Below are 18,496 nucleotides of genomic sequence, written 5' to 3' on the forward strand. Positions count from 1 at the left end.
ATGGACGGCACCCCGCTCACCAGCACCCCGCCGCGCACCCCCGAGCGCCGGCTGCTCGGCGCGCTGTCGCTGGCCGCCGCGGCCGCGCTCACGCTGAGCGCCTGCGGCGGGGCGGTCGCCGACGTGCTCGGCCGGCAGCCCGACCCGCGCGCCGCCACGTTCGCCACGGGCGCGGACGGGAAGGCCGCCGAGACGCTGCCCGCGTGGGTGCCGGACGGCGCCACGGAGGTGCGGGTCAAGCAGCGGCCGGGCGGGGCCGAGCAGATCGTCACGATGCGCGCCGGGCTGACCGACCTCCCGGCCGACTGCGTGCCGGTGTCGGCGGAGCGGCCGCTCGCGCCGCACCCGGCGGAGGGGGACCCGACGGACTTCCGCTCCGTGTCGACGCTGCGCGCCGACTGGTGGCCGGCGGAGGTGGAGCAGGCCGCCACCGTCATGTGCGGGGCGTGGTGGGTCGGCGAGCGCGACGGCGTGCTCTACGCGTTCACGCCCGAGCGGCGGACCGTGCCGGTCAGCTGACCGGCGGCCGCCGCGGCGCGCCGGTCAGGCGGAGACGGCCAGGGGCGCCGGCTCCTCGGCCGTCGTGACCACGACCAGGTCGCCCGTCTCCTCGTCCACCACGGCCACCGCGCGGGCGCCGCAGGCGCACAGGAGCTCGACGCCGTCGCCGTCGTCGAACCAGATGCACACGTGCCGCTGACTCCTCATGGCCACGACGGTACGCACGACCACCGACACGGCCCCGCTCCGCGCCCCGCGTGTCGCGATCTGCCGCGGGATCACGCGGCAGATCGGCGTCCGCGCCTCAGGACGGGACCCGGCCGGCCGATGGGGAACGGTGCACCCCCGGGGGAGGAACCGCACCGCATGAGCCTCGACGGCATCGCGTCGATCAACCAGCGCATCGCCGCCATCCAGGCGACCATCGGGTCGCTGGCGCCGACGACCACGACCACCACCAGCAGCGGCGTCGCGTTCGCGCAGGCGCTCGCGCAGGCCGTCGACGGCGCGTCGACCGCCACGGGCGCCGGTGCGGCGGGCTCGACCGGGACGGCCGCGGCCACCGCCGGCGCCGCGACCAGCACCGCCCGGGGCGCGGACGGCGTGCCGCTGGCGCTCGCCGGCTACGGCAACGGGAAGATCCCCGCCGACGCGCTGCACGAGGTCGGGAGCACCGGGCACCGGCTGTGGGCCCCCGCGGCCGACGCGCTGGAGAGCCTGATCGCCGACGCCGCCCGCGACGGGGCGACGATCGGCATCACCGACTCGTACCGGTCCTACGAGGCGCAGGTCGACGTCGCCGCGCGCAAGGGCCTGTACTCGCAGGGCGGCCTCGCGGCGGTGCCGGGCACGAGCGACCACGGCTGGGGCATGGCCGTCGACCTGCGGCTGGACGACGCGGCGCAGTCGTGGATGCGCGCGAACGGCGGCCGGTACGGCTTCGTCGAGGACACCCCGCGCGAGCCCTGGCACTGGGCGTACGAGGGCTGATCCGGGCCTCTCTCGGGCACCCGGGCACCGGGGGTGGACACGAGTGGAGCGTTCTGCCCGACACGCGCCGGCGTGTCGGGCAGAACGCTCCACTCGAGCGAGGGCGTCCGGGGTCAGTCGAGGATCGCGCGGGTGACCGCGACCTGCTCGGTCAGCACCCCGCCGATCGTCTGCTGCGTCTCGTTGATCCGCTCCACCACGCCGCCGATCTGCGCCAGCGACGCGATGACCCCGTCGACCTGGTGCTGGATCGTCCGCACCTTGTCGCCGACCTGGGTGGTGGCCGCGGCAGTCTCGTTGGCGAGCTCCTTCACCTCGTGCGCGACGACGGCGAACCCGCGGCCCGCCTCCCCCGCGCGCGCGGCCTCGATCGTCGCGTTGAGCGCGAGCAGGTTCGTCTGCGCGGCGATGCCCTGGATGACCGTCACGACCTGGCCGATCTCGGCGCTCGACTGCCCGAGCCCCGCGACGTCGCGGTTCGCGTCCTGGGCGATCCGCTGCCCGTCGGTGGCGACGGTGGTGGCCGCCAGCACGTTGCGCTCCACCTCCTGGATCGACGTGACCAGCTCCTCGCCGGCGGTCCGCAGCCGGGCCGCGCCCGCGTGCCGCTCCAGCGCCTGCGCGACGAGGAACGCGGTGTTGCGCAGCGCGTCCGCCCGGCCCTGCGACAGCGCGAGCGTCGTGGTCGCGAAGAAGTCCATCGTCCCGACGACCCGCCTTGCCACGACGATCGGCAGGCAGACCCCCGACTTCACGCCGACCCGCTGCGCCGCGGGCGCCCGCACGCAGTCCGTGAGCTCGCCGAGGTCCGGCACGAACACCAAATCCCGCGCCCGCCACGCCCGGCCCGCCAGCCCGACGCCCTCGCGGAACGACGCGGCGCGGGTGACCTCGCGGAACTCCGCACCCGCGTCGCCCGACTCCTGCACGAACGTCAGCGCGCACTGCTGCTCGTCCACCCGCCAGTACGACCCGTAGGCCCAGCCGAAGCCCTCGCGGATGGCGGCGAGCGCGCGGTGCAGCGCCTCCTCGGCGGTGGGCGCGCCGGTGACCTCGTGGATCACCCGGTTGACCGCCTCGATGTCCTGCAGCGCCTCGGCCTGCCGCTCGGCGGTCGCGACGCGCTCGATGGCCTGGCTGACCAGGACCCCGATGCTGCGCAGCGTCGCGAGCCGCTGCGGGGACGGGGTGAGCGTCTCCGTGGTGAAGAAGTCCATCGTCCCGGTGACGACGCCGTTCTCCAGCAGCGGGAAGCAGATGCCGCACCGGACGCCCGCCCGCTGGGCCGCGGGGGCGCGCACGCAGTCGGTGAGCTCGCCCAGGTCGGCGACGAACACGAGGTCGCGGTGCCGCCACGCCCGCCCGGACAGGCCGACGCCCTCGGCGAACGACGCCTCGCGGGTCACGCGCCGGAACTCGTCGCCGGCGTCCCCGGACTCCTGGACGAAGTGCAGCGCGCGGTCGGCCTCCACCCGCCAGTAGGACCCGTACGCCCAGTCGAACCGCTCGCGGACGACGTCCAGCGCCGCGCGGACGGCCTCGTCGGAGGTCGAGGCGCCGGCCAGCGCGTGCACGACCGCGGTGACGGCGTCGATGTTCGCGCGGGACTCGGACAGCTCGGTGGTCGCGGTGGGCGACGGCGGGCGGGTGCGGGTGAACACGTGGCTCCTCGTGGGTCGGTCTCCCCTGGCGAGGAACCCATCGACCCCCGATCGGCCGGCGTGAGCGGATCGCGCGCCACGAACCGGGTGAATCGGGCAAACGCGGCCGTTCGGACTCAGGCGCCGGCTGTGCCGTCCGCGGGGCGGCCCGCCCGCCCGAGCGCCGGGTCGTCGGCCGGGCCCTCGGCCGGGTCGTCGGCCGGGTCGTCGGCGGGCACGATCACGCGCGCGCCGAGGTCCCAGGGCTGGAACACCCGCTCCCCGTCCATCCGGAACCGCAGCGTCCGCTCGGTGCGCACCCGCGGACCCGGCGCGGCGTCGCGGTCCGGCTCGACGACGGCGGCCACCACGGCCGGCGGGGCGGCGGGGACGGGCCGGGCGGTCGCCGCGGGGCGGGCGGTCGCCGCGGGGCGGGCGGTCGCCGGGGGCGAGGCGGCGGTCGCCGCGCCGGGCCCCGCGTCCGCGGGTCGGTCCGCGCCCTCGCCCAGCAGGACGTCGTCGAGCCGCCGGTAGCGGAACTCGGCCTCCCGGCGGTTGCGCTCGATCCACATCGTCATGAGGTCGAGCACCTCGGTCTCCAGGTGCGCCGGCCGGCGCTGCGCCTCCCGGCGCCGGCTGACCAGCCCCGCCTCCTCGAGCACCCGCAGGTGCTTGGACACCGCCTGCGGCGAGACGTCGTACGGCGCCGCGAGCGCCCCGACCGTGGCGTCGCCGGACGCGAGCCGGGCCACGAGGTCGCGGCGCAGCGGGTCGGCGAGCGCCGCGAACACCTGCGACAGCGGGTCGGCCACGGGGTCCTCCTGACGGGTGGGTGGGTGACGGCCGCCGTAGCGTGCCACGCCGGCGGCCCGGACCACAACCGTACGGTTGCGCAACGCGCCAGGCGCGGTGCCGCGCGGTTCATCCGGCCGTGGTCAGCACCTGCTCCGGACCGACCGTCGTGCCCGCCGCGTTGGTCGCGACGACCCGGTACCGGTAGGTCGTGCCCGGAGCCAGCCCGGTGAGCGCCGCCGTTCCCGCGCGCTCCCAGGTCGCGGCGGGGAACGCGACCTCCGCCGTGCGGGACGCCCAGTCGGTCCCCCACTCCACGCGCACCGTGGTGTCCAGCCCGTGCGGGTGCACGCGCAGCTGCGCCGTCGCGCCGGTCCGGGTGACCTCCGTCGCCGGGAGCGCGCGCACCGTCGGCGCGCCGGGGGTGTCGAACGTCCGGGTCAGGACCGTCGTGCCCGCCGCGGTCGTCGCCGTCGCCGTCCACCGGTACCGGGTACCGGGCACCAGGCCGGCGAGGTCGTGCGCCACCTCCTGCGCGGCGGTGGCGGCGGGGAGCGCCCGGTCGACCCGGCCGGTCTCGGCGGCGCCGTCCGGCCCCCACGACAGGCGGACCGTGCCCGCCAGCCCCGCGGTGCCCACCCACGCGCGCAGCCCGGCGGACGTCCCGGTCACGCCCCGCTCGGCGGCGGTGACGACGGGCGGCGCGGCGACCACGAGGGTGCGGGCGGCCGAGGCGGTGCGGCCCGCGGCGTCCGTGACGGTGAGCCGGGCCGTCACCGTGCCGGCGGCGTAGGTGTGCGCGACCGCGCCGGGCTGCCCGGTGCCGGTGCGCGTCGTGCCGTCGCCGAGGTCCAGTACCCAGCGGACCACGCCGGCGCCCGTCGCGGCCCCGCCGCCCGTGCTGCGCGCGAGGTCGAACGTGACGGCGAGCGGGGCCGGGCCGACCGGGGCGGACGGCCGCAGGTCTGCCGTCGGCGCGGCGTTCGCCGCGGGCCGGGCGACGGCCGCGGCGTACGCGGAGCGGGCGGGCTCCGACCCGGCCACGGCCCACGGGCAGGTGCCGGTGCCCTCGAACGACGACGCGACGTCCAGCCCGGGCCAGGCGCCGAGGTACGCGACCGCGTCGGTGAGCCAGGCGGCGCGGCGGCCCGGGTCCGCGGGGTCGGCGGCGGTGCCGAACTCGGCGAGGACGGCGGCCTTCCCGCGCGCCTCGGCCCACCGGCGGAACGGCCCGGCGACCTCCGCGAGCGACCGCCAGGCGGCCGGCTTGCCCGGGGCGCAGCCGAACCAGTTGTAGGCGTCCAGGCCCACCCGGTCGACGACGTCGTCCCCGGGGTAGAACGCGTCCGCGCCCGCCGTCGACGGCGCGGAGCCGAAGCTGCCGGGCGTCACGACCCAGGTCCAGCGCACGTCCCGCACGCCGGCCTCGCGGAACACCTGCACGTACCGCCGCCACGCCGCGCGGAACTCCGCCGGGGTGCCCCAGCCCTCCGCGATGTCGGCCTCGTGGTGCAGGGTCAGGTACACCGGCACCCCGAGCGCGGCGACGCCCGCGGCCTGCCGCCGGATGTCGGCGTCCACCCGGCCCGCCGCGATCGCGGACCACGGCACCACCGACCCGTCGAGCCGCTTCGGCCAGATCGACAGCAGCGGCGTGCGCCCCCGCGCGACCGAGTCGGCCACCGGGCCCGCGGGCTGGGCGTCGTCCCACCGGCTGTACCAGCGGTGCACGTCGAGCGGGCGGCCGAGGGCGTCCTCGAAGCCGGCGACCGCCGCGGCGGCGTCGGCGGCCTGCCCGCGGTCGACGTGCGCGCCGAGGCGGAAGCCGGTGGCGGTGGTGGCGGTGGTGGCGGTGGTGGTGGTCGTGGCGGTGGTGGCGGTGGCGGTGGTGGTGGTCGTGGCGGTGGTGGTCGTGGCGGCGACGGTGAGCGCGGGCGCGGCGGCCGCGGGCGGAGCGGCGGCGGCGGCCGGAGCGGCGGCGGCCGGGGCGGCGAGCGCGAGCGCGGCCGCCAGCGTGGCGGCGAGCGCGGCGCCCCTGCGGGCGCGGGTCGGTGCGGACATGCGGATCCCCCTGCGTGCGGGCGCGCGCGGGCGCCCGGTCGTGCGGTGCTGCGGTGACCGGCGGCGCCGGCGGCGGGCCGGTGGCGCGCGGGCGGCGTCGCCCGTGCGGGACTGCCGCGACGGGTCGCGGCGCGCGGTGGTGCGGGGTGGTGCGCGGTCGTGCCAGGCGGTGCGGTCGGCCCCCGGGGACCCGGGCGCCTGCTGCCGCGGTCTCGTCACGCGGCGTCGCCCGGTCCTCCGGGCGGGACGGCGGGCCGGGCCCGCACGTCCACCATCGACAACGCGCGCGGGCGACTGAGTGCTCCGCGCGTGCGTGTGCAGCCGCTCACACCGCACGGTCGCGGCCCAGGTGCGCTCGCTCGCTCCCGCACGCGAGGGGGTACGCCACGCGCCGAGGGGGTAGTCGCCGGGTACTCGCTCGGCGCGTCGGCCACCCCCTCGGCGCCGGGCCACCCCGCGCCCGCCCCCGCTCGCCGCGCCCGCCCGCCCTCGCCGCGCGCGCCCGCGCCGCCGCGCCGATACTCGGCCGGGTGACCACCGACACCGCCACCGAGAAGTCCCCCGGCCTCCGCCGGGCCGTGACCGGGCCCCTGCTGTTCCTGTTCATCCTGGGCGACGTGCTCGGCGCGGGCGTGTACGCGCTGGTCGGCGAGCTCGGCGCCGAGGCCGGCGGCGCCATCTGGCTGCCGCTGCTGGTCGCGCTGGGCATGGCCCTGCTCACGGCGGCGTCCTACGCGGAGCTGGTCACCAAGTACCCGAAGGCCGGCGGGTCGGCGGTGTTCGCGCAGCGCGCCTTCGGCAGCCCGCTGGTCTCGTTCCTGGTCGGCTTCTGCATGCTGGCGGCGGGCGTCACGTCGGCGGCCGGCCTGGCCCTGGCGTTCGGCGGCGACTACCTGTCGGTGTTCCTCGACGTCCCGCCGGTGCTCACCGCGGTCGTGTTCCTGGCGCTGGTGGCGGCGCTGAACATGCGCGGGATCAAGGAGTCGCTGCGCGCCAACGTCGTCATGACGGCGATCGAGCTGTCCGGCCTGGTGCTGGTCGTGATCCTCGGTGCGGTCGTCCTCGGCCGCGGCGACGGCGACCCCGCCCGCGTGCTGGAGCTGCCCGCCGAGACGTCCTGGGCCGCGGCGATCCTCGGCGGTGCGCTGATCGCGTTCTACTCGTTCGTCGGCTTCGAGACGTCCGCAAACCTGGCCGAGGAGGTCACCGACGTCCGCCGCGTCTACCCGCGCGCGCTGTTCGGCGCCCTGCTCGCCGCGGGCGTCGTCTACCTGCTGGTCGGGCTCGTCGCCCCGGCAGTCGTCGCGCCCGAGGACCTCGCCGCGTCGAGCGGCCCGCTGCTCGAGGTCGTCCGGGCCGCCGGCGGCGTCCCGCTGGAGATCTTCTCCGCCGTGGCGCTCGTCGCCGTCGCGAACGGCGCCCTGCTCACGATGATCATGGCCAGCCGGCTCACCTACGGGATGGCGCAGGAGGGCCTGCTGCCGCCGGTGCTCGGGCGCGTGCTGCCGGGCCGCCGCACCCCGTGGGTCGCGATCCTCGTGACCACCGCCGTCGCGATCGTGCTGGCCGCGACCGGCGAGCTGGTGGACCTGGCGTCGACCGTCGTCCTGCTCCTGCTGTTCGTGTTCCTCAGCACCAACGTCGCGGTGCTGGTGCTGCGCCGGGACCGCGTCGAGCACGACCACTTCCGCGCCTGGACCGCGCTGCCCGTCCTGGCGATCGTCACCTGCGTCGTGCTGCTCACCCAGCAGGAGGCGCGGCACTGGGCGCTGGCCGGGGTGCTGCTCGCCGTCGGCCTGGTGCTGCACCTGGTGACGCGCCGGGCCAGCCGCCGGGCCGTCGAGGGCGCGCCGGCCCGCTGAATCCCGCCCTGCCGCCGCGCCGCCGGGTCCGGGACGATGGTCCCGGCGGCGCGGAATAGATCCGCGCGCGGCCTCGTTGGGGCGCAAGTACATGCAAACGCATCGACTTGAGGAGCGCGAGATGCAGTTCGGAGTCTTCACGGTCAGCGACATCACGCCTGACCCCCACACGGGCCGCGCGCCCGACGACACCGAGCGCGTCCGGTCGATCCTGGCGATCGCCGAGCACGCGGAGGAGGTCGGCCTCGACGTCTTCGCGACCGGCGAGCACCACAACCCGCCGTTCGTCGCGTCGTCCCCGACCACGATGCTCGGCTACCTGGCCGGGCGGACGAAGAACATCGTGCTGTCGACCGCCACGACCCTCATCACGACGAACGACCCGGTCCGGCTGGCCGAGGAGTACGCGATGCTCCAGGTCATCTCCGACGGCCGGATGGACCTCATGATGGGCCGCGGCAACACCGGCCCGGTCTACCCGTGGTTCGGCCAGGACATCCGCCAGGGCATCCCGCTGGCGATCGAGAACTACGCCCTGCTGCGCCGCCTCTGGACCGAGGAGGTCGTCGACTGGGAGGGCAAGTTCCGCACCCCGCTGCAGGGCTTCACCTCGACCCCGCGGCCGCTGGACGGCGTCCCGCCGTTCGTGTGGCACGGCTCGATCCGCAGCCCCGAGATCGCGGAGCAGGCCGCCTACTACGGCGACGGCTTCTTCCACAACAACATCTTCTGGCCGATGAGCCACACCAAGCAGATGGTGCAGTTCTACCGGCAGCGGTTCGAGCACTACGGCCACGGCCGGGCGGACCAGGCGATCGTCGGCCTCGGCGGCCAGGTGTTCATGCGGAAGAACTCGCAGGACGCCGTGACCGAGTTCCGGCCGTACTTCGACAACGCCCCGGTCTACGGCCACGGCCCGTCGCTGGAGGACTTCGCCGCGCAGACGCCGCTGACCGTCGGCTCTCCGCAGCAGGTCATCGACCGGTACGCCGCGATGCGGCACGACGTCGGCCATTACCAGCGCCAGCTGTTCCTCATCGACCACGCGGGCCTGCCGCTCAAGACGGTGTTCGAGCAGCTCGACATCCTGGGCGGCGAGGTCGTCCCGGTGCTCCGCAAGGAGATGGAGTCCGACCGCCCCGCCGACGTCCCGTCCGGCCCGCCGACGCACGCCGAGCGCGTGGCGAAGGCCCGCGCCGCCGGCCAGGTGCACGAGCAGACCGTCGCCGCCGCGGACCACTGGACCGGGCGGACGGCCGAGGACGACGCCGCGGCCGCCGACGCGGTCACCGCCCGCCAGGGCGCCGCGTTCGGCCTCTGAGCCGGGAACACCCCCGCCGGGTGGACGGTTCTGACCGACACGCCGTGGGCGCGTCCGGCACGACCGCCCACCCGGCACCCCGCACGACCCGCAGCACCCCGCGCACCACCCCCGCAGGACCCCGAAGGAGCACGCCATGACCCAGCGCTCGATCGTCGCGCTGTCGGCCGGCCTCGGCCAGCCGTCCTCGACCCGTCTACTCGCCGACCGCCTCGCCGAGGCGACCGCGACCGAGCTCGCCGACCGCGGGCAGCGCCCGGAGGTCCGCGTCGTGGAGCTGCGCGACCACGCGCACGACATCGTGAACGCGATGCTGACCGGCGTGCCCAGCCCGGCGCTGGCCGAGGTGATCGAGGCGGTGACCGGCGCGGACGCGCTGATCGCGGTGACCCCGCTGTTCACCACGACCTACTCGGGCCTGTTCAAGTCGTTCGTCGACATCCTGGACAAGGACTCGCTGGTCGGGCTGCCCGTGCTGCTCGGGGCGACCGGCGGCACCGCCCGGCACTCGCTCGCGCTCGAGTACTCGATCCGCCCGCTGTTCACCTACCTGCGGGCCGACGTCGCGACGACCTCCGTGTTCGCCGCGACCGACGACTGGGCCGCGGGCGCCACCGCCGACGAGCCGAGCCCGCTGCCCGCGCGCATCCGCCGCGCCGGCGCCGAGCTCGCCACCACGGTCGCCGCCCGCGGGCCGCGCGGCCCGCAGGACCCGTTCGCGACCGCCCCGTCCTTCGCCGACCTGCTCGGCGGCTGACCGCGGGCCGGCCGCGCGGCTGGCCGGCCCGCGGTCGGCGTCCCGCGCGTCAGTCGCGGGCCAGCAGCACCACGGTCGCGTCGTCGTCCGACGCCGGGTCCCGCAGCCGCGCCACCAGCGCGTCCAGGTCCCCCGGCGCCGGTCGCCCGACCGCCTCGACCGTCCGGGCGAGCGCGTCGCGCAGCGACTCCCGCCGCCGCTCGATCACCCCGTCGGTGAACAGCAGCAGCGCGTCGCCGGGCCCGAGCGTCGTCCGGCCCGCGGCGGGCTCCCCCGTCAGCAGCCCGATGAGCGGCGAGCCGAGCACCGGCTCCCACGCCGCCGTGCCGTCCGCGCGCACGACGAGCGGCGGCAGGTGGCCGGCACCCGCGTAGTCCACCTCGCCCGTCGCCGGGTCGAGCAGTGCGACGGCCATGGTCGCCATCTGCCCCGGCAGGGTCCACCGCGCGAGCGCCGCGACCCGGGACAGCACGACCCCGGGCGGGGCGGCGTCCAGCAGGTAGGCGCGGGTGGCGTTGCGGAGCTGGCCCATCGCCGCGGCGGTCGCCAGGCCGTGGCCCGTGACGTCGCCGATCGTGAGCGCGAGCCGCCCGTCCGCCAGCCGCAGCACGTCGTACCAGTCGCCGCCGACCTGGCCGGTGCCGGCGGGCTCGTACCGCGCGTCCACCGACCAGCCCGGCACGAGCGGCAGCGACGTGGGCAGCAGCGTCCGCTGGATGGCGCGCGCGGCGTTCACCTCGGCCCGGCCCCGGCGGAACAGCGCCTCGACCAGGTAGGTCCGCAGGTCGGCCGCGTTCTGCACGTGCTGGTCGTCCCACGGCAGCGCGCGGCCGCGGACCTGCTCGCGCCACAGGTCGAACGACTGCCGCGGGCCCAGCCGCACGCCGTCGCCCTCCGGCACGGCGATCACCTTGTGGTGCGGGTCCCCGCCCCAGTCGACGGTGCGCACCACCTCGCCGCGCAGCCAGACGACGGTCCCGCCGTCGGGCAGGGCCAGCGCGACGGCCCCGGCGATCCCGGGCACGCCGGGCGCGCCGGTCTCCTCCGGCAGGCGGTCGGTCGCGAGCAGCTCGTCCACCGACGACGCCCACGCCGCGAGCGCCCGGCACGACCCGAGGTCCGGGACCTCGCCCCGGGTGAGCACGTCGGTGCCGACGCTCACCACCACGCCGTCGGCCGGCACGAGCGTCAGCAGGTCGTCGGTGCGGGTCAGGGCCTGGGCCAGCCGCACCTCCTCGTCGCGGCTCGCCGCCACGAGGCGGGCCAGGACGCCGGACGCGCGGCGGCTCTCCGCGAGCGCGTCCTCCTCGACCTGGGCGACCAGGCGGGCGGACAGCGCGACGCCCAGGAACTCGGCCGCCGCGCGCACGCCGTACGACGGTGCGTGCGGCCCGGAGTAGTGGTGGCACGCCACCATGCCCCAGAGCTTCCCGTCGCGGAGCAGCGAGATGGACATCGAGGCGCGGACGCCCATGTTCCGCAGGTACTCGCAGTGCACCGGCGACACGGAGCGGAGCGTCGCGTAGGTGAGGTCCAGCGGCCGGCCGGAGAGCGGGTCGACGGTGGGTACGACCGGCACCGGCGTGTACGCGACGTCGGAGATGAGCCGGATCCAGCTCTTCTCGTACATCGCGCGCGCCTGCGCCGGGATGTCCGAGGCCGGGTAGTGCAGCCCGAGGAACGGCTCCAGGTCCCGGCGCTTCGCCTCGGCGACGACCTCGCCGTTGTACTCGGCGTCGAACCGGTAGATCATCACGCGGTCGAAGCCGGTCAGCCGGCGCACGTGCCGGGCCGCGATGTCGTAGAGCTCGGTGAGCTCGCCGGCGCGGTTCAGGTCGGCGATCGCGTCGCGGACGCTCTCGTAGGTGGTGCCGTAGGTCAGCGGCCGCGGGCCGTCGGCGGGCTCGAGCTCGACCACGAACACCGGGCCCGGGTCGGCGAGCGTCGCGGGCGGCGGGCGGTGCACGACGACGTCGAGCTGGACCGTGCCGTCGGCCGTCGCGATCTCGACCAGGCCCGGGTTCCGGGTGCGGTGGTCCGGCACGGCGGCGAGCTGCTCGAGCACCACGCGGGCCGCCGGGACGCCGAGCACGTCGCCGAGCGGCGCGCCGAGCACCGCGTCGACCGGCCGGCCGAGGACCGTCGCGACGTTCTCCGAGGCCTGCAGGACGACGCCGCCGTCGTCCTGGACGACGAGGAGGACCCCGCGCGGCTGCACCGAGCCCGGGATGTGGATGGGCTCGCGCGCGCAGTTGTCGAGGTCGATCGGCTCACCGGGCGCCACGAAGGTCTCGCTCAAACGCGGTGTCCTTCCGGTCGGAGGACCCGACCGGGTGGGCCGAGCGGTCCACGCGCGGCGACGCGGTCCCCAGCGACCCTCGCAAACCGGGACGACCCGTGGCAAGTGGGTCAGGTGGCCCACAGGGCGGTGAGACCCAGGCCGGCGGCCGCGGCCGCCACCGCGAGCACCGTCGTCCCGAGCAGGTTCGCCAGCGCCCGGCCGCGCTCGCCGGCCTGCGCGAGCCGGACGGTCTCGACCGCGGCGGCGGAGAACGTGGTGAACCCGCCGCAGAACCCGGTCGCGACCAGCAGCTGCCAGGTCGCCGGGAGGCCCAGGTACAGGTGCGCGCCGGCGACCAGCCCGATGAGCAGCGAGCCGGTGACGTTGATCGCGATCGTGGCGACGGGCAGCACCGTGCGCCCGCGCGCCCGGATGGTGCCGTCCACCCAGAACCGGGTGGCGGCGCCGAGGCCGCCCAGGACCGCGACCAGCAGCGCGTCGGTCACCGGGCACCCCCGGGTCCGGGTGCGCCGCCGGGGGCGCCGCCGCGCGCGCCCCGCCCGCCGCGGCCGCCCGCCGCCGACACCAGCGCCACGCCGCCCGCCGCGCACAGCACGCCCGCGACCAGCGACACCCCGGCGTAGCCGAGCGCGGTCCCGGCCTCCCCCGCCGCGAGCAGCCGCTCGGTCTCCAGGGCCAGCGAGCTGAACGTCGTGTACCCGCCGAGCACGCCCGTGCCGAGCGCGAGCCGGACCCGCTGGACGCCCGGGGTCTCCGGGCCGCGCCGGCCGAGGACCTCGAGCAGCACGCCCAGCAGGAACGCGCCGGTGAGGTTGGCGGTCAGCGTGCCGAGCGGCCAGCCGTGCTGCGGCGGCAGCGCCTGCGCGAGCCCGTACCGGCCGAGCGAGCCCACCGCGCCGCCCGCCGCGACCAGCAGGGCGAGCCCCGCGCGGTGGTGCGCCGGGCGCGGGGCGGGCAGGGGGGCGCGGGGCGTGCTCGTGGGGGCCTCCGGGGCGGCGGGTGCGGGGTGCGGGCCGCCGCTCATCCTGCCGCACGCGGCGGGCCGCCCGTGCGGTACGCCAGCGCCGCCAGCACCCGGGGGCTCACGTCCGGTCCGGCGGCGCCCAGCGCCCGGTAGACCACCGCCAGGTGGTTCTCCACCGACCGCGGCGACAGCCCGAGCGCGCGGGCCACCGCCCGGTTGGACAGGCCCTGCGCCACGAGCGCGAGCACCGCGGTCTGCGCCCGGGTCAGCCCGGCGACCCCCGGCGCGCGGGCCGGCGCCTCCCCGGGGCCGAGCACGGCCTGGCCGTCGGCCGCCGCGACCACCGCGCGGGCCAGCGCGCCCGGGTCGGGGCAGGCCCGCCGGGAGACGTGGCTCCACGGCCGCGGCACCCGGTCCCGCAGCGCGAGCACCACGTCGGACGCGTCCCGCCCCGACAGCAGCAGCACCGCCAGGTCGGGGTCGCGCTCCTGGAGCCGCAGGCCGAGCTCGACCCCGGTCCCGTCGTCGAGCGCGTCCTCCACCACGAGCACGTCGACCGTGCGCGGCTCCACGCGGTCCAGCGCCTCCCGCCGGCCCGCCAGCCGGTGCACCACCGACACCCGGGGGTCGGTCTCCAGGCCCTGCGCCAGGGCGGCGCGCGGCAGCGCCTCGTCCACGACGAGGGCCACCCGCACGACGCGCCCGACCACGGGGGCACCGTACGCCCGGCGGCGCGCCGCGGTGGGCGCCGGGCGCGATCCGCCGCGGTGACTAGGGTGGAGGGACCGGGCGAACCAGGGAGCACCGCCGGCCGCCGCGACGACGCGGGCACGGCCGGGGTCGTGACGAGGAGGGCACCGTGACCGACGCCGAGGAGCCGCGACGGGGCCTGTTCGGCCGGCTGGCGGAGCCGCTGGCCGAACGCACCCGCGAGCGCATCGAGCAGGTCGAGGACCGGGTGCGGCGGTCCGTGCAGGCGGAGATCGACGCGGTCACCCGCTCGGTCCGGGCCCGCGCGGTCGAGGTCCGGCCGAGCGCGATCGGGTTCGCCGCCGCCCTGCTGCTCACCGTGTTCGGGCTGGCGCTGCTGGTGACGGCGGCGGTCGTCGGGCTCGCGCACGTCGTCGAGCTCTGGCTGGCCGCCCTCGTCGTCGGCGTCGTGCTGATCGGCGCCGCCGCGGGCGTCGCGGCGTGGGCCCGCAGCCGGCTCCCGGAGCGGGTGCGCGCGACGCCGCCGCCGGCGGGCCCGGCGCGCGAACCCGACCTCGTCCACCCCTGGGCCGACTGACCCGCACGACACCGCGCGAGGCACGCCCGGCCCGTCCCACCTGCGCAGACCACGCGGACGGGCCAGACTGGGGCGGAACGCCTCCCGTCCACGAAGGAGCACCGGATGACGACGACATCGGGCAGCGGGTCCGGCCCGGACCAGCAGTCGATCGGCCAGCTCATCAGCCGGCTCAGCGAGCAGGCCGCCCGGCTGGTGCGCGCGGAGATCGACCTGGCCAAGGCCGAGCTCGCGCAGAAGGCCAAGGCCGCGGGGATCGGGATCGGCCTGCTCGCCGGCGCCGCGTTCTTCGGGTTCTTCACGTTCGCGGTGCTGATCACCACGATCATCCTCGCGATCAGCGAGGGCCTGGCGCCCTGGCTCGCCGCGCTGATCGTCCTGGTCGCCCTCGCGATCATCACCGGCGTGCTCGCGCTGGTCGGCGTGAAGAGCCTGCAGAAGGGCACCCCGCCGACGCCGGAGAAGGCCGTCGCGGGGCTCAAGCAGGACGCCGAGACCGTGCAGAAGTCCGTCAAGGAGGGCCTGAGCCGATGAGCGACTCCCCCACGCCCAAGCCCACCATCACCGCGCTCGAGGCGGAGGTCGCGCTGACCCGCGCGGAGCTGGCCGGCACCGCCGACGCCCTCGCCGAGCGGCTCAGCCCGAAGCGGCAGGTCGCGGACGCCCGGGCCGCGGCGGAGAAGCTCTGGCGCGACGCGGTGGGCACGGACCCGGCCGCCGACCCGGCCAACAAGAACCGCGCGCGCGGGATCCTCGCCGGCGCCGTGGGCGCGCTGGCGCTCGTGGCGGTGCTCGCGGTCCGGCGCTGACCCCTCCGTGGCGCGGGCCGCGCGGCCCGCGCCACGGACGGACGCCCCGTGGGGTGCGGGGGGCGTCCCCCGGGACGAGGCGCGCCCGCCTGGCGTCGCGGCGTCCGCGGGGCGCGGGGCGCGGGACCGACTCGTCAGCCGCGCGCCTCGTGCGCGAGGAGCACCCGCTTCGTGTCCAGCCCGTAGTAGTAGCCGCCGAGCGTCCCTCCGCTGCGCAGCACGCGGTGGCAGGGCACGAACGGCACGACCAGGTTGCGCGCGCACGCCGACCCGGCCGCCCGCACGGCGGTGGGGCTCCCGGCCGCCGCGGCGAGCTCGGCGTAGGTGGCGGTGGACCCGGGAGCGATCGCGCGCATGGCGGCCCACGCCCGCTGCTGGAACGGCCCGCCCGGCTGTGCGACCGGCACGGCGTCCATCGCCCCCACCTCGCCGTCGAGGTAGCGGGCGGCGGCGTCCGCGACGAGCGCCGGCCCGGCGCCGCGGTCGGCGAGCGCCGCGGGCTCCAGCACCTCGTGGCCGCGCGCGGCCAGGGCGAGCGGCAGCCGCGCGGCCATCGCGTCCAGCGGGCCGAAGCCCGCGGCGCGCACGACGCCGTCCTCGGTGAGCAGCACCGCGAGCCCGCCCGCGGGGGACGGCAGCACGGCGGCGAGCAGCGGCGCGGCGAGGTCCAGCGGCACGGAGGGATCCAGCGCCGCGGGGGCGTCCGTGCCGGCGAGGGTCGTGGTGGTCTCGGTCATGGCACCATCCTGCGCCCCCGGGGCGGGCCCGGCTGGCGGTCGTCGGACACGGCGACGCGGGCACGCGCCACGGCGAGGGCGGGAGCGGCGGGCGGCCGGCACGCCGAACCGTTACGCGTCCGTCGAACTGCGAGGTGCGGCCGACCCGGCAGGCGCGTGCCGAACCGCGGCCGCGCACCGGACCCCCAGCGATCGTCAGACCGCGCGGGCAGCCCTCAGCCCGGGGGCACCGCCGCCGCGGGGGCGGCGGTGCACGACGTCCGGCTCAGACGTCGTCGCCGCGCTGCCCCGGGACGCCGCCGAGCAGCTCCCGGACCTCGGTCTCGCGGTACCGGCGGTGGCCGCCGAGCGTGCGGATCGACGACAGCTTGCCGGACTTCGCCCAGCGGGTGACCGTCTTGGGGTCGACCCGGAACAGGGTCGCGACCTCCGACGGCGTCAGCAGGATCTCGTTCTCGGTGTGGGGGGCAGTCACGTCAGACCTCCGGGGTGCCCTCGTGGCGACGACCGGTCGGGTGACCCGTCGTCATGGCAGACAGGAACATGGCCATCGGTACCGCTGCCCGGACGGAGCCGGGCTGGCTCGGCATCGGTGACGTCATCGCGCTCGACCCCCCTTGCGCCCCCACCGTGACCACGGTGTCACGTGCGAACTCTGGACAACTGGTACCAACGTCCCATTCCGGGACAAGCGGTAACTATGAGGACACTCTAGGTCGAAGCCGACATGACTGCGCGCCGGCTCGGTCCTCCGATCGGGCGGTCCCGGAGCGCGTCCGTGTCACACGTCCGGGTGACCGCCGGTGTCAACGCCACGGCTCGCGCCGCTCCGACCGGGTCGTTCGTCCCAGTCGGGGCCGCGTCGGGCCGCGTCGCCGTGGTCACCGCTCGACTCATCGTCCCGACGCGTGGACGTGTTCGCCAGTGGCGAATATCACACTCCGGACGCCGGCGCGGCCCCGGACCTCCGTCCCACGCAGCGCCCCCGCACGGTCCGGGCCGTCGGAGCACGTCGCACCCGCCGGGCGCGGGCCGCCGCGCCCGCTCCTCCGGGCACCACGACGCGCCCGGGCCACCCGCCGCCTCCGGGGCGAGTGGTCGGAATGCCGCGGGACCATGTACCGTTGCGACACGAACAGACTATTCAGCATCCCGGGGCCGCACGTGTGAGCACGGAGCCGCCCCGCTTCCACGTTAGAGGGGGTCGATGCCATGGGGCGCGGCCGTCAGAAGGCTAAGCAGACGAAGGTGGCGCGGGAGCTGAAGTACTTCAGCCCTGACACCAACTACCGGGCGCTGGAGCAGGAGCTCACCGGCCACCGGAACGACCTCGTCACCGACAGCCGACAGGACTCCGACGACGAGGGTGACGACTACCCCCCTCGCTGGGCGGACGAGCGCTGAATACCCGGGTCGGCAGCCACCTCGCGTGGCACCGGCCCCGCCGCTGACACGCAGCGGCCGCCAGCACGAGCAGCCGGGCCCCCGCGGCGCACCGTCCCCGACGGTCGCCCGGCGGGCCCGGCTCGTGTGCTGCCCACGGTGAGCACGACCGCGCGGGGACGACCTCACCCGCGCACCGACGCCGCCGCGCCCTCCCGAGCCGACGCGTCGGCGCGCCCCGATCCCCGCACGCCCGGGGCGCCCGCGCGCCCCGGTCCCCGCGCGCCCCGGTACGGGCCACGCCGCCCGCCGGCGCGCGTCCCGGCCCCGGTCGTGCGCCGACGCCCGAGGCCTCAGGCCGTGCGGTACGCGCCGCTGAGCCGCACCGCGCCGCCCTGCACGCCCTTCGTCCCGGCGACCAGGTCCGGACCGCCCTCGGCGTCCGCCGCGGCCAGGTCCCGCACCTCGCCGAGCCGCCATGCCGTCAGGCCGAGCTCCGCCGCGTGCCGCTCGACGGCGTCCGCGCCGGCCGGGTCGACGATCGCGACCATGCCGACGCCCAGGTTGAGCGTGCGCTCCAGGTCCGTCCACGGCACGGCACCGGCGGCCTGCACCAGCGAGAACACCGGAGGCAGCGTCCAGGAACCGCGCGGCACGTCCGCGACCAGGCCGGCGGGCAGCACCCGCGCGACGTTCGCGGCGAGCCCGCCGCCGGTCACGTGGCTGAACGCGTGCACCGCGCCACCGGCGCGCTCGACCAGCGCGAGGCAGTCGGACGCGTACACCCGGGTCGGCTCCAGCAGCTCCTCGCCGAGCGTGCGGCCGAGCTCCGGCACGTGCCGGTCCAGCGACCAGCCGGCGTGCGCGACGACCCGGCGGACCAGCGAGTAGCCGTTCGAGTGCAGGCCGCTCGACCCGAGCGCCACCAGCACGTCGCCCGACCGCACCCGCTCGGGGCCGAGCAGCGCGTCGGCCTCGACCACGCCGGTCGCGGCGCCGGCGACGTCGTACTCGTCGGGGCCGAGCAGGCCCGGGTGCTCCGCGGTCTCGCCGCCGACCAGCGCGGTGCCGGCGACCGAGCAGGCCGCC

Annotated in this window: 20 protein-coding genes and 1 pseudogene; 9 read left to right on the forward strand and 12 right to left on the reverse strand. The window is 77.2% G+C overall.

Annotated elements, in window-relative coordinates; genetic code table 11:
• A complete protein-coding gene (locus tag VER05_RS10250; RefSeq protein WP_324845254.1) occupies positions 1 to 519 on the forward strand; it encodes a hypothetical protein in 519 nt (172 codons plus the stop codon).
• Positions 520 to 543: 24 nt separating this feature from the next.
• Here the strand turns inward: VER05_RS10250 and VER05_RS10255 are convergent, their stop codons facing one another.
• The gene (locus VER05_RS10255) at positions 544 to 708 is read right to left on the reverse strand and encodes a hypothetical protein (RefSeq protein ID WP_324845255.1); all 165 of its coding nucleotides are present in this window, start codon (positions 706 to 708) and stop codon (positions 544 to 546) included.
• A 159-nt stretch (positions 709 to 867) separates the two neighbouring features.
• Between VER05_RS10255 and VER05_RS10260 the strand changes: the two genes are divergently transcribed.
• Positions 868 to 1,491, forward strand: coding sequence for a M15 family metallopeptidase (locus VER05_RS10260; protein WP_324845256.1), 624 nt, complete (start codon positions 868 to 870; stop codon positions 1,489 to 1,491).
• A gap of 113 nt (positions 1,492 to 1,604) precedes the next feature.
• On the opposite strand, the gene VER05_RS20285 is transcribed toward VER05_RS10260, so the two are convergent.
• The 4 genes and pseudogenes from VER05_RS20285 to VER05_RS10275 all read right to left on the reverse strand — a co-directional run bounded on the left by VER05_RS20285 (position 1,605) and on the right by VER05_RS10275 (position 5,984).
• On the reverse strand, positions 1,605 to 2,036 hold the full coding sequence (locus VER05_RS20285) for a methyl-accepting chemotaxis protein (RefSeq protein WP_414647603.1): 432 nt from the start codon (positions 2,034 to 2,036) through the stop codon (positions 1,605 to 1,607).
• A gap of 75 nt (positions 2,037 to 2,111) precedes the next feature.
• Positions 2,112 to 3,152, reverse strand: a pseudogene (locus tag VER05_RS10265) (GAF domain-containing protein); the annotation flags it as partial.
• Positions 3,153 to 3,268: 116 nt separating this feature from the next.
• Positions 3,269 to 3,943: a metalloregulator ArsR/SmtB family transcription factor gene (locus tag VER05_RS10270; protein WP_324845258.1), complete on the reverse strand. Its 675-nt coding sequence runs from the start codon at positions 3,941 to 3,943 to the stop codon at positions 3,269 to 3,271.
• Positions 3,944 to 4,052: 109 nt separating this feature from the next.
• Positions 4,053 to 5,984: a glycosyl hydrolase gene (locus VER05_RS10275; RefSeq protein ID WP_324845259.1), complete on the reverse strand. Its 1,932-nt coding sequence runs from the start codon at positions 5,982 to 5,984 to the stop codon at positions 4,053 to 4,055.
• Positions 5,985 to 6,514: 530 nt separating this feature from the next.
• On the opposite strand from VER05_RS10275, the gene VER05_RS10280 reads away from it, so the two are divergent.
• The 3 genes from VER05_RS10280 (at position 6,515) to VER05_RS10290 (ending at position 9,924) form a co-directional block, all read left to right on the forward strand.
• A complete protein-coding gene (locus tag VER05_RS10280) occupies positions 6,515 to 7,846 on the forward strand; it encodes an APC family permease (protein ID WP_324845260.1) in 1,332 nt (443 codons plus the stop codon).
• A 121-nt stretch (positions 7,847 to 7,967) separates the two neighbouring features.
• Positions 7,968 to 9,167: an LLM class flavin-dependent oxidoreductase gene (locus tag VER05_RS10285; protein WP_324845261.1), complete on the forward strand. Its 1,200-nt coding sequence runs from the start codon at positions 7,968 to 7,970 to the stop codon at positions 9,165 to 9,167.
• A gap of 136 nt (positions 9,168 to 9,303) precedes the next feature.
• Entirely contained in the window at positions 9,304 to 9,924 is a 621-nt protein-coding gene (locus VER05_RS10290; protein WP_324845262.1) for an FMN reductase, read from the forward strand.
• A 49-nt stretch (positions 9,925 to 9,973) separates the two neighbouring features.
• On the opposite strand, the gene VER05_RS10295 is transcribed toward VER05_RS10290, so the two are convergent.
• The 4 genes from VER05_RS10295 to VER05_RS10310 form a co-directional block, all read right to left on the reverse strand.
• Positions 9,974 to 12,223, reverse strand: coding sequence for a SpoIIE family protein phosphatase (locus tag VER05_RS10295; RefSeq protein ID WP_324845263.1), 2,250 nt, complete (start codon positions 12,221 to 12,223; stop codon positions 9,974 to 9,976).
• Between the two features lie 110 nt (positions 12,224 to 12,333).
• The gene (gene crcB, locus VER05_RS10300; protein WP_324845264.1) at positions 12,334 to 12,711 is read right to left on the reverse strand and encodes a fluoride efflux transporter CrcB; all 378 of its coding nucleotides are present in this window, start codon (positions 12,709 to 12,711) and stop codon (positions 12,334 to 12,336) included.
• On the reverse strand, positions 12,708 to 13,250 hold the full coding sequence (locus VER05_RS10305) for a CrcB family protein (protein ID WP_324845265.1): 543 nt from the start codon (positions 13,248 to 13,250) through the stop codon (positions 12,708 to 12,710). Before VER05_RS10305 ends, crcB begins: the two co-directional genes overlap by 4 nt.
• On the reverse strand, positions 13,247 to 13,900 hold the full coding sequence (locus VER05_RS10310; RefSeq protein WP_324845266.1) for a response regulator transcription factor: 654 nt from the start codon (positions 13,898 to 13,900) through the stop codon (positions 13,247 to 13,249). Before VER05_RS10310 ends, VER05_RS10305 begins: the two co-directional genes overlap by 4 nt.
• A 149-nt stretch (positions 13,901 to 14,049) precedes the next feature.
• On the opposite strand from VER05_RS10310, the gene VER05_RS10315 reads away from it, so the two are divergent.
• The 3 genes from VER05_RS10315 to VER05_RS10325 all read left to right on the forward strand — a co-directional run bounded on the left by VER05_RS10315 (position 14,050) and on the right by VER05_RS10325 (position 15,287).
• On the forward strand, positions 14,050 to 14,478 hold the full coding sequence (locus tag VER05_RS10315) for a phage holin family protein (protein WP_324845267.1): 429 nt from the start codon (positions 14,050 to 14,052) through the stop codon (positions 14,476 to 14,478).
• A 105-nt stretch (positions 14,479 to 14,583) separates the two neighbouring features.
• Positions 14,584 to 15,012 carry a phage holin family protein gene (locus tag VER05_RS10320; RefSeq protein ID WP_324845268.1) on the forward strand — a complete coding sequence of 143 codons (429 nt, stop codon included), beginning with the start codon at positions 14,584 to 14,586 and terminating at the stop codon, positions 15,010 to 15,012.
• Complete coding sequence (locus VER05_RS10325) at positions 15,009 to 15,287, forward strand: DUF3618 domain-containing protein (RefSeq protein ID WP_324845269.1); 279 nt, start codon at positions 15,009 to 15,011, stop codon at positions 15,285 to 15,287. The genes VER05_RS10320 and VER05_RS10325 overlap by 4 nt, the downstream gene beginning before the upstream one ends.
• Before the next feature lie 134 nt (positions 15,288 to 15,421).
• Here VER05_RS10325 and VER05_RS10330 read toward each other — a convergent pair whose 3' ends face one another.
• Together VER05_RS10330 and VER05_RS10335 are read right to left on the reverse strand one after the other, a co-directional pair.
• Positions 15,422 to 16,024, reverse strand: coding sequence for a methylated-DNA--[protein]-cysteine S-methyltransferase (locus tag VER05_RS10330; protein ID WP_324845270.1), 603 nt, complete (start codon positions 16,022 to 16,024; stop codon positions 15,422 to 15,424).
• 265 nt (positions 16,025 to 16,289) lie between these two features.
• Positions 16,290 to 16,499, reverse strand: coding sequence for a BldC family transcriptional regulator (locus VER05_RS10335; protein WP_166940683.1), 210 nt, complete (start codon positions 16,497 to 16,499; stop codon positions 16,290 to 16,292).
• A gap of 737 nt (positions 16,500 to 17,236) precedes the next feature.
• Here VER05_RS10335 and VER05_RS10340 point away from each other — a divergent pair.
• Positions 17,237 to 17,428, forward strand: a complete 192-nt coding sequence (locus VER05_RS10340; RefSeq protein WP_147794565.1) for a DUF3073 domain-containing protein — start codon at positions 17,237 to 17,239, stop codon at positions 17,426 to 17,428.
• Positions 17,429 to 17,760: 332 nt separating this feature from the next.
• On the opposite strand, the gene VER05_RS10345 is transcribed toward VER05_RS10340, so the two are convergent.
• Positions 17,761 to 18,496, reverse strand: a 736-nt coding sequence (locus tag VER05_RS10345) for a phosphoribosylformylglycinamidine cyclo-ligase (RefSeq protein WP_324845271.1), incomplete at its 5' end; no start/stop codon positions are given.

The sequence above is a fragment of the Cellulomonas sp. genome, assembly GCF_035634735.1.
Taxonomy (GTDB): Bacteria; Actinomycetota; Actinomycetes; order Actinomycetales; family Cellulomonadaceae; genus Cellulomonas.

Coding starts and splice junctions, on each gene's coding strand:
- VER05_RS10250 (WP_324845254.1), top strand. CDS start 1: ATGGACGGCACCCCGCTCACCAGCACCCCGCCGCGCACCCCCGAGCGC.
- VER05_RS10255 (WP_324845255.1), bottom strand. CDS start 708: ATGAGGAGTCAGCGGCACGTGTGCATCTGGTTCGACGACGGCGACGGC.
- VER05_RS10260 (WP_324845256.1), top strand. CDS start 868: ATGAGCCTCGACGGCATCGCGTCGATCAACCAGCGCATCGCCGCCATC.
- VER05_RS10275 (WP_324845259.1), bottom strand. CDS start 5,984: ATGTCCGCACCGACCCGCGCCCGCAGGGGCGCCGCGCTCGCCGCCACG.
- VER05_RS10285 (WP_324845261.1), top strand. CDS start 7,968: ATGCAGTTCGGAGTCTTCACGGTCAGCGACATCACGCCTGACCCCCAC.
- VER05_RS10290 (WP_324845262.1), top strand. CDS start 9,304: ATGACCCAGCGCTCGATCGTCGCGCTGTCGGCCGGCCTCGGCCAGCCG.
- VER05_RS10305 (WP_324845265.1), bottom strand. CDS start 13,250: ATGAGCGGCGGCCCGCACCCCGCACCCGCCGCCCCGGAGGCCCCCACG.
- VER05_RS10320 (WP_324845268.1), top strand. CDS start 14,584: ATGACGACGACATCGGGCAGCGGGTCCGGCCCGGACCAGCAGTCGATC.
- VER05_RS10325 (WP_324845269.1), top strand. CDS start 15,009: ATGAGCGACTCCCCCACGCCCAAGCCCACCATCACCGCGCTCGAGGCG.
- VER05_RS10330 (WP_324845270.1), bottom strand. CDS start 16,024: ATGACCGAGACCACCACGACCCTCGCCGGCACGGACGCCCCCGCGGCG.
- VER05_RS10340 (WP_147794565.1), top strand. CDS start 17,237: ATGGGGCGCGGCCGTCAGAAGGCTAAGCAGACGAAGGTGGCGCGGGAG.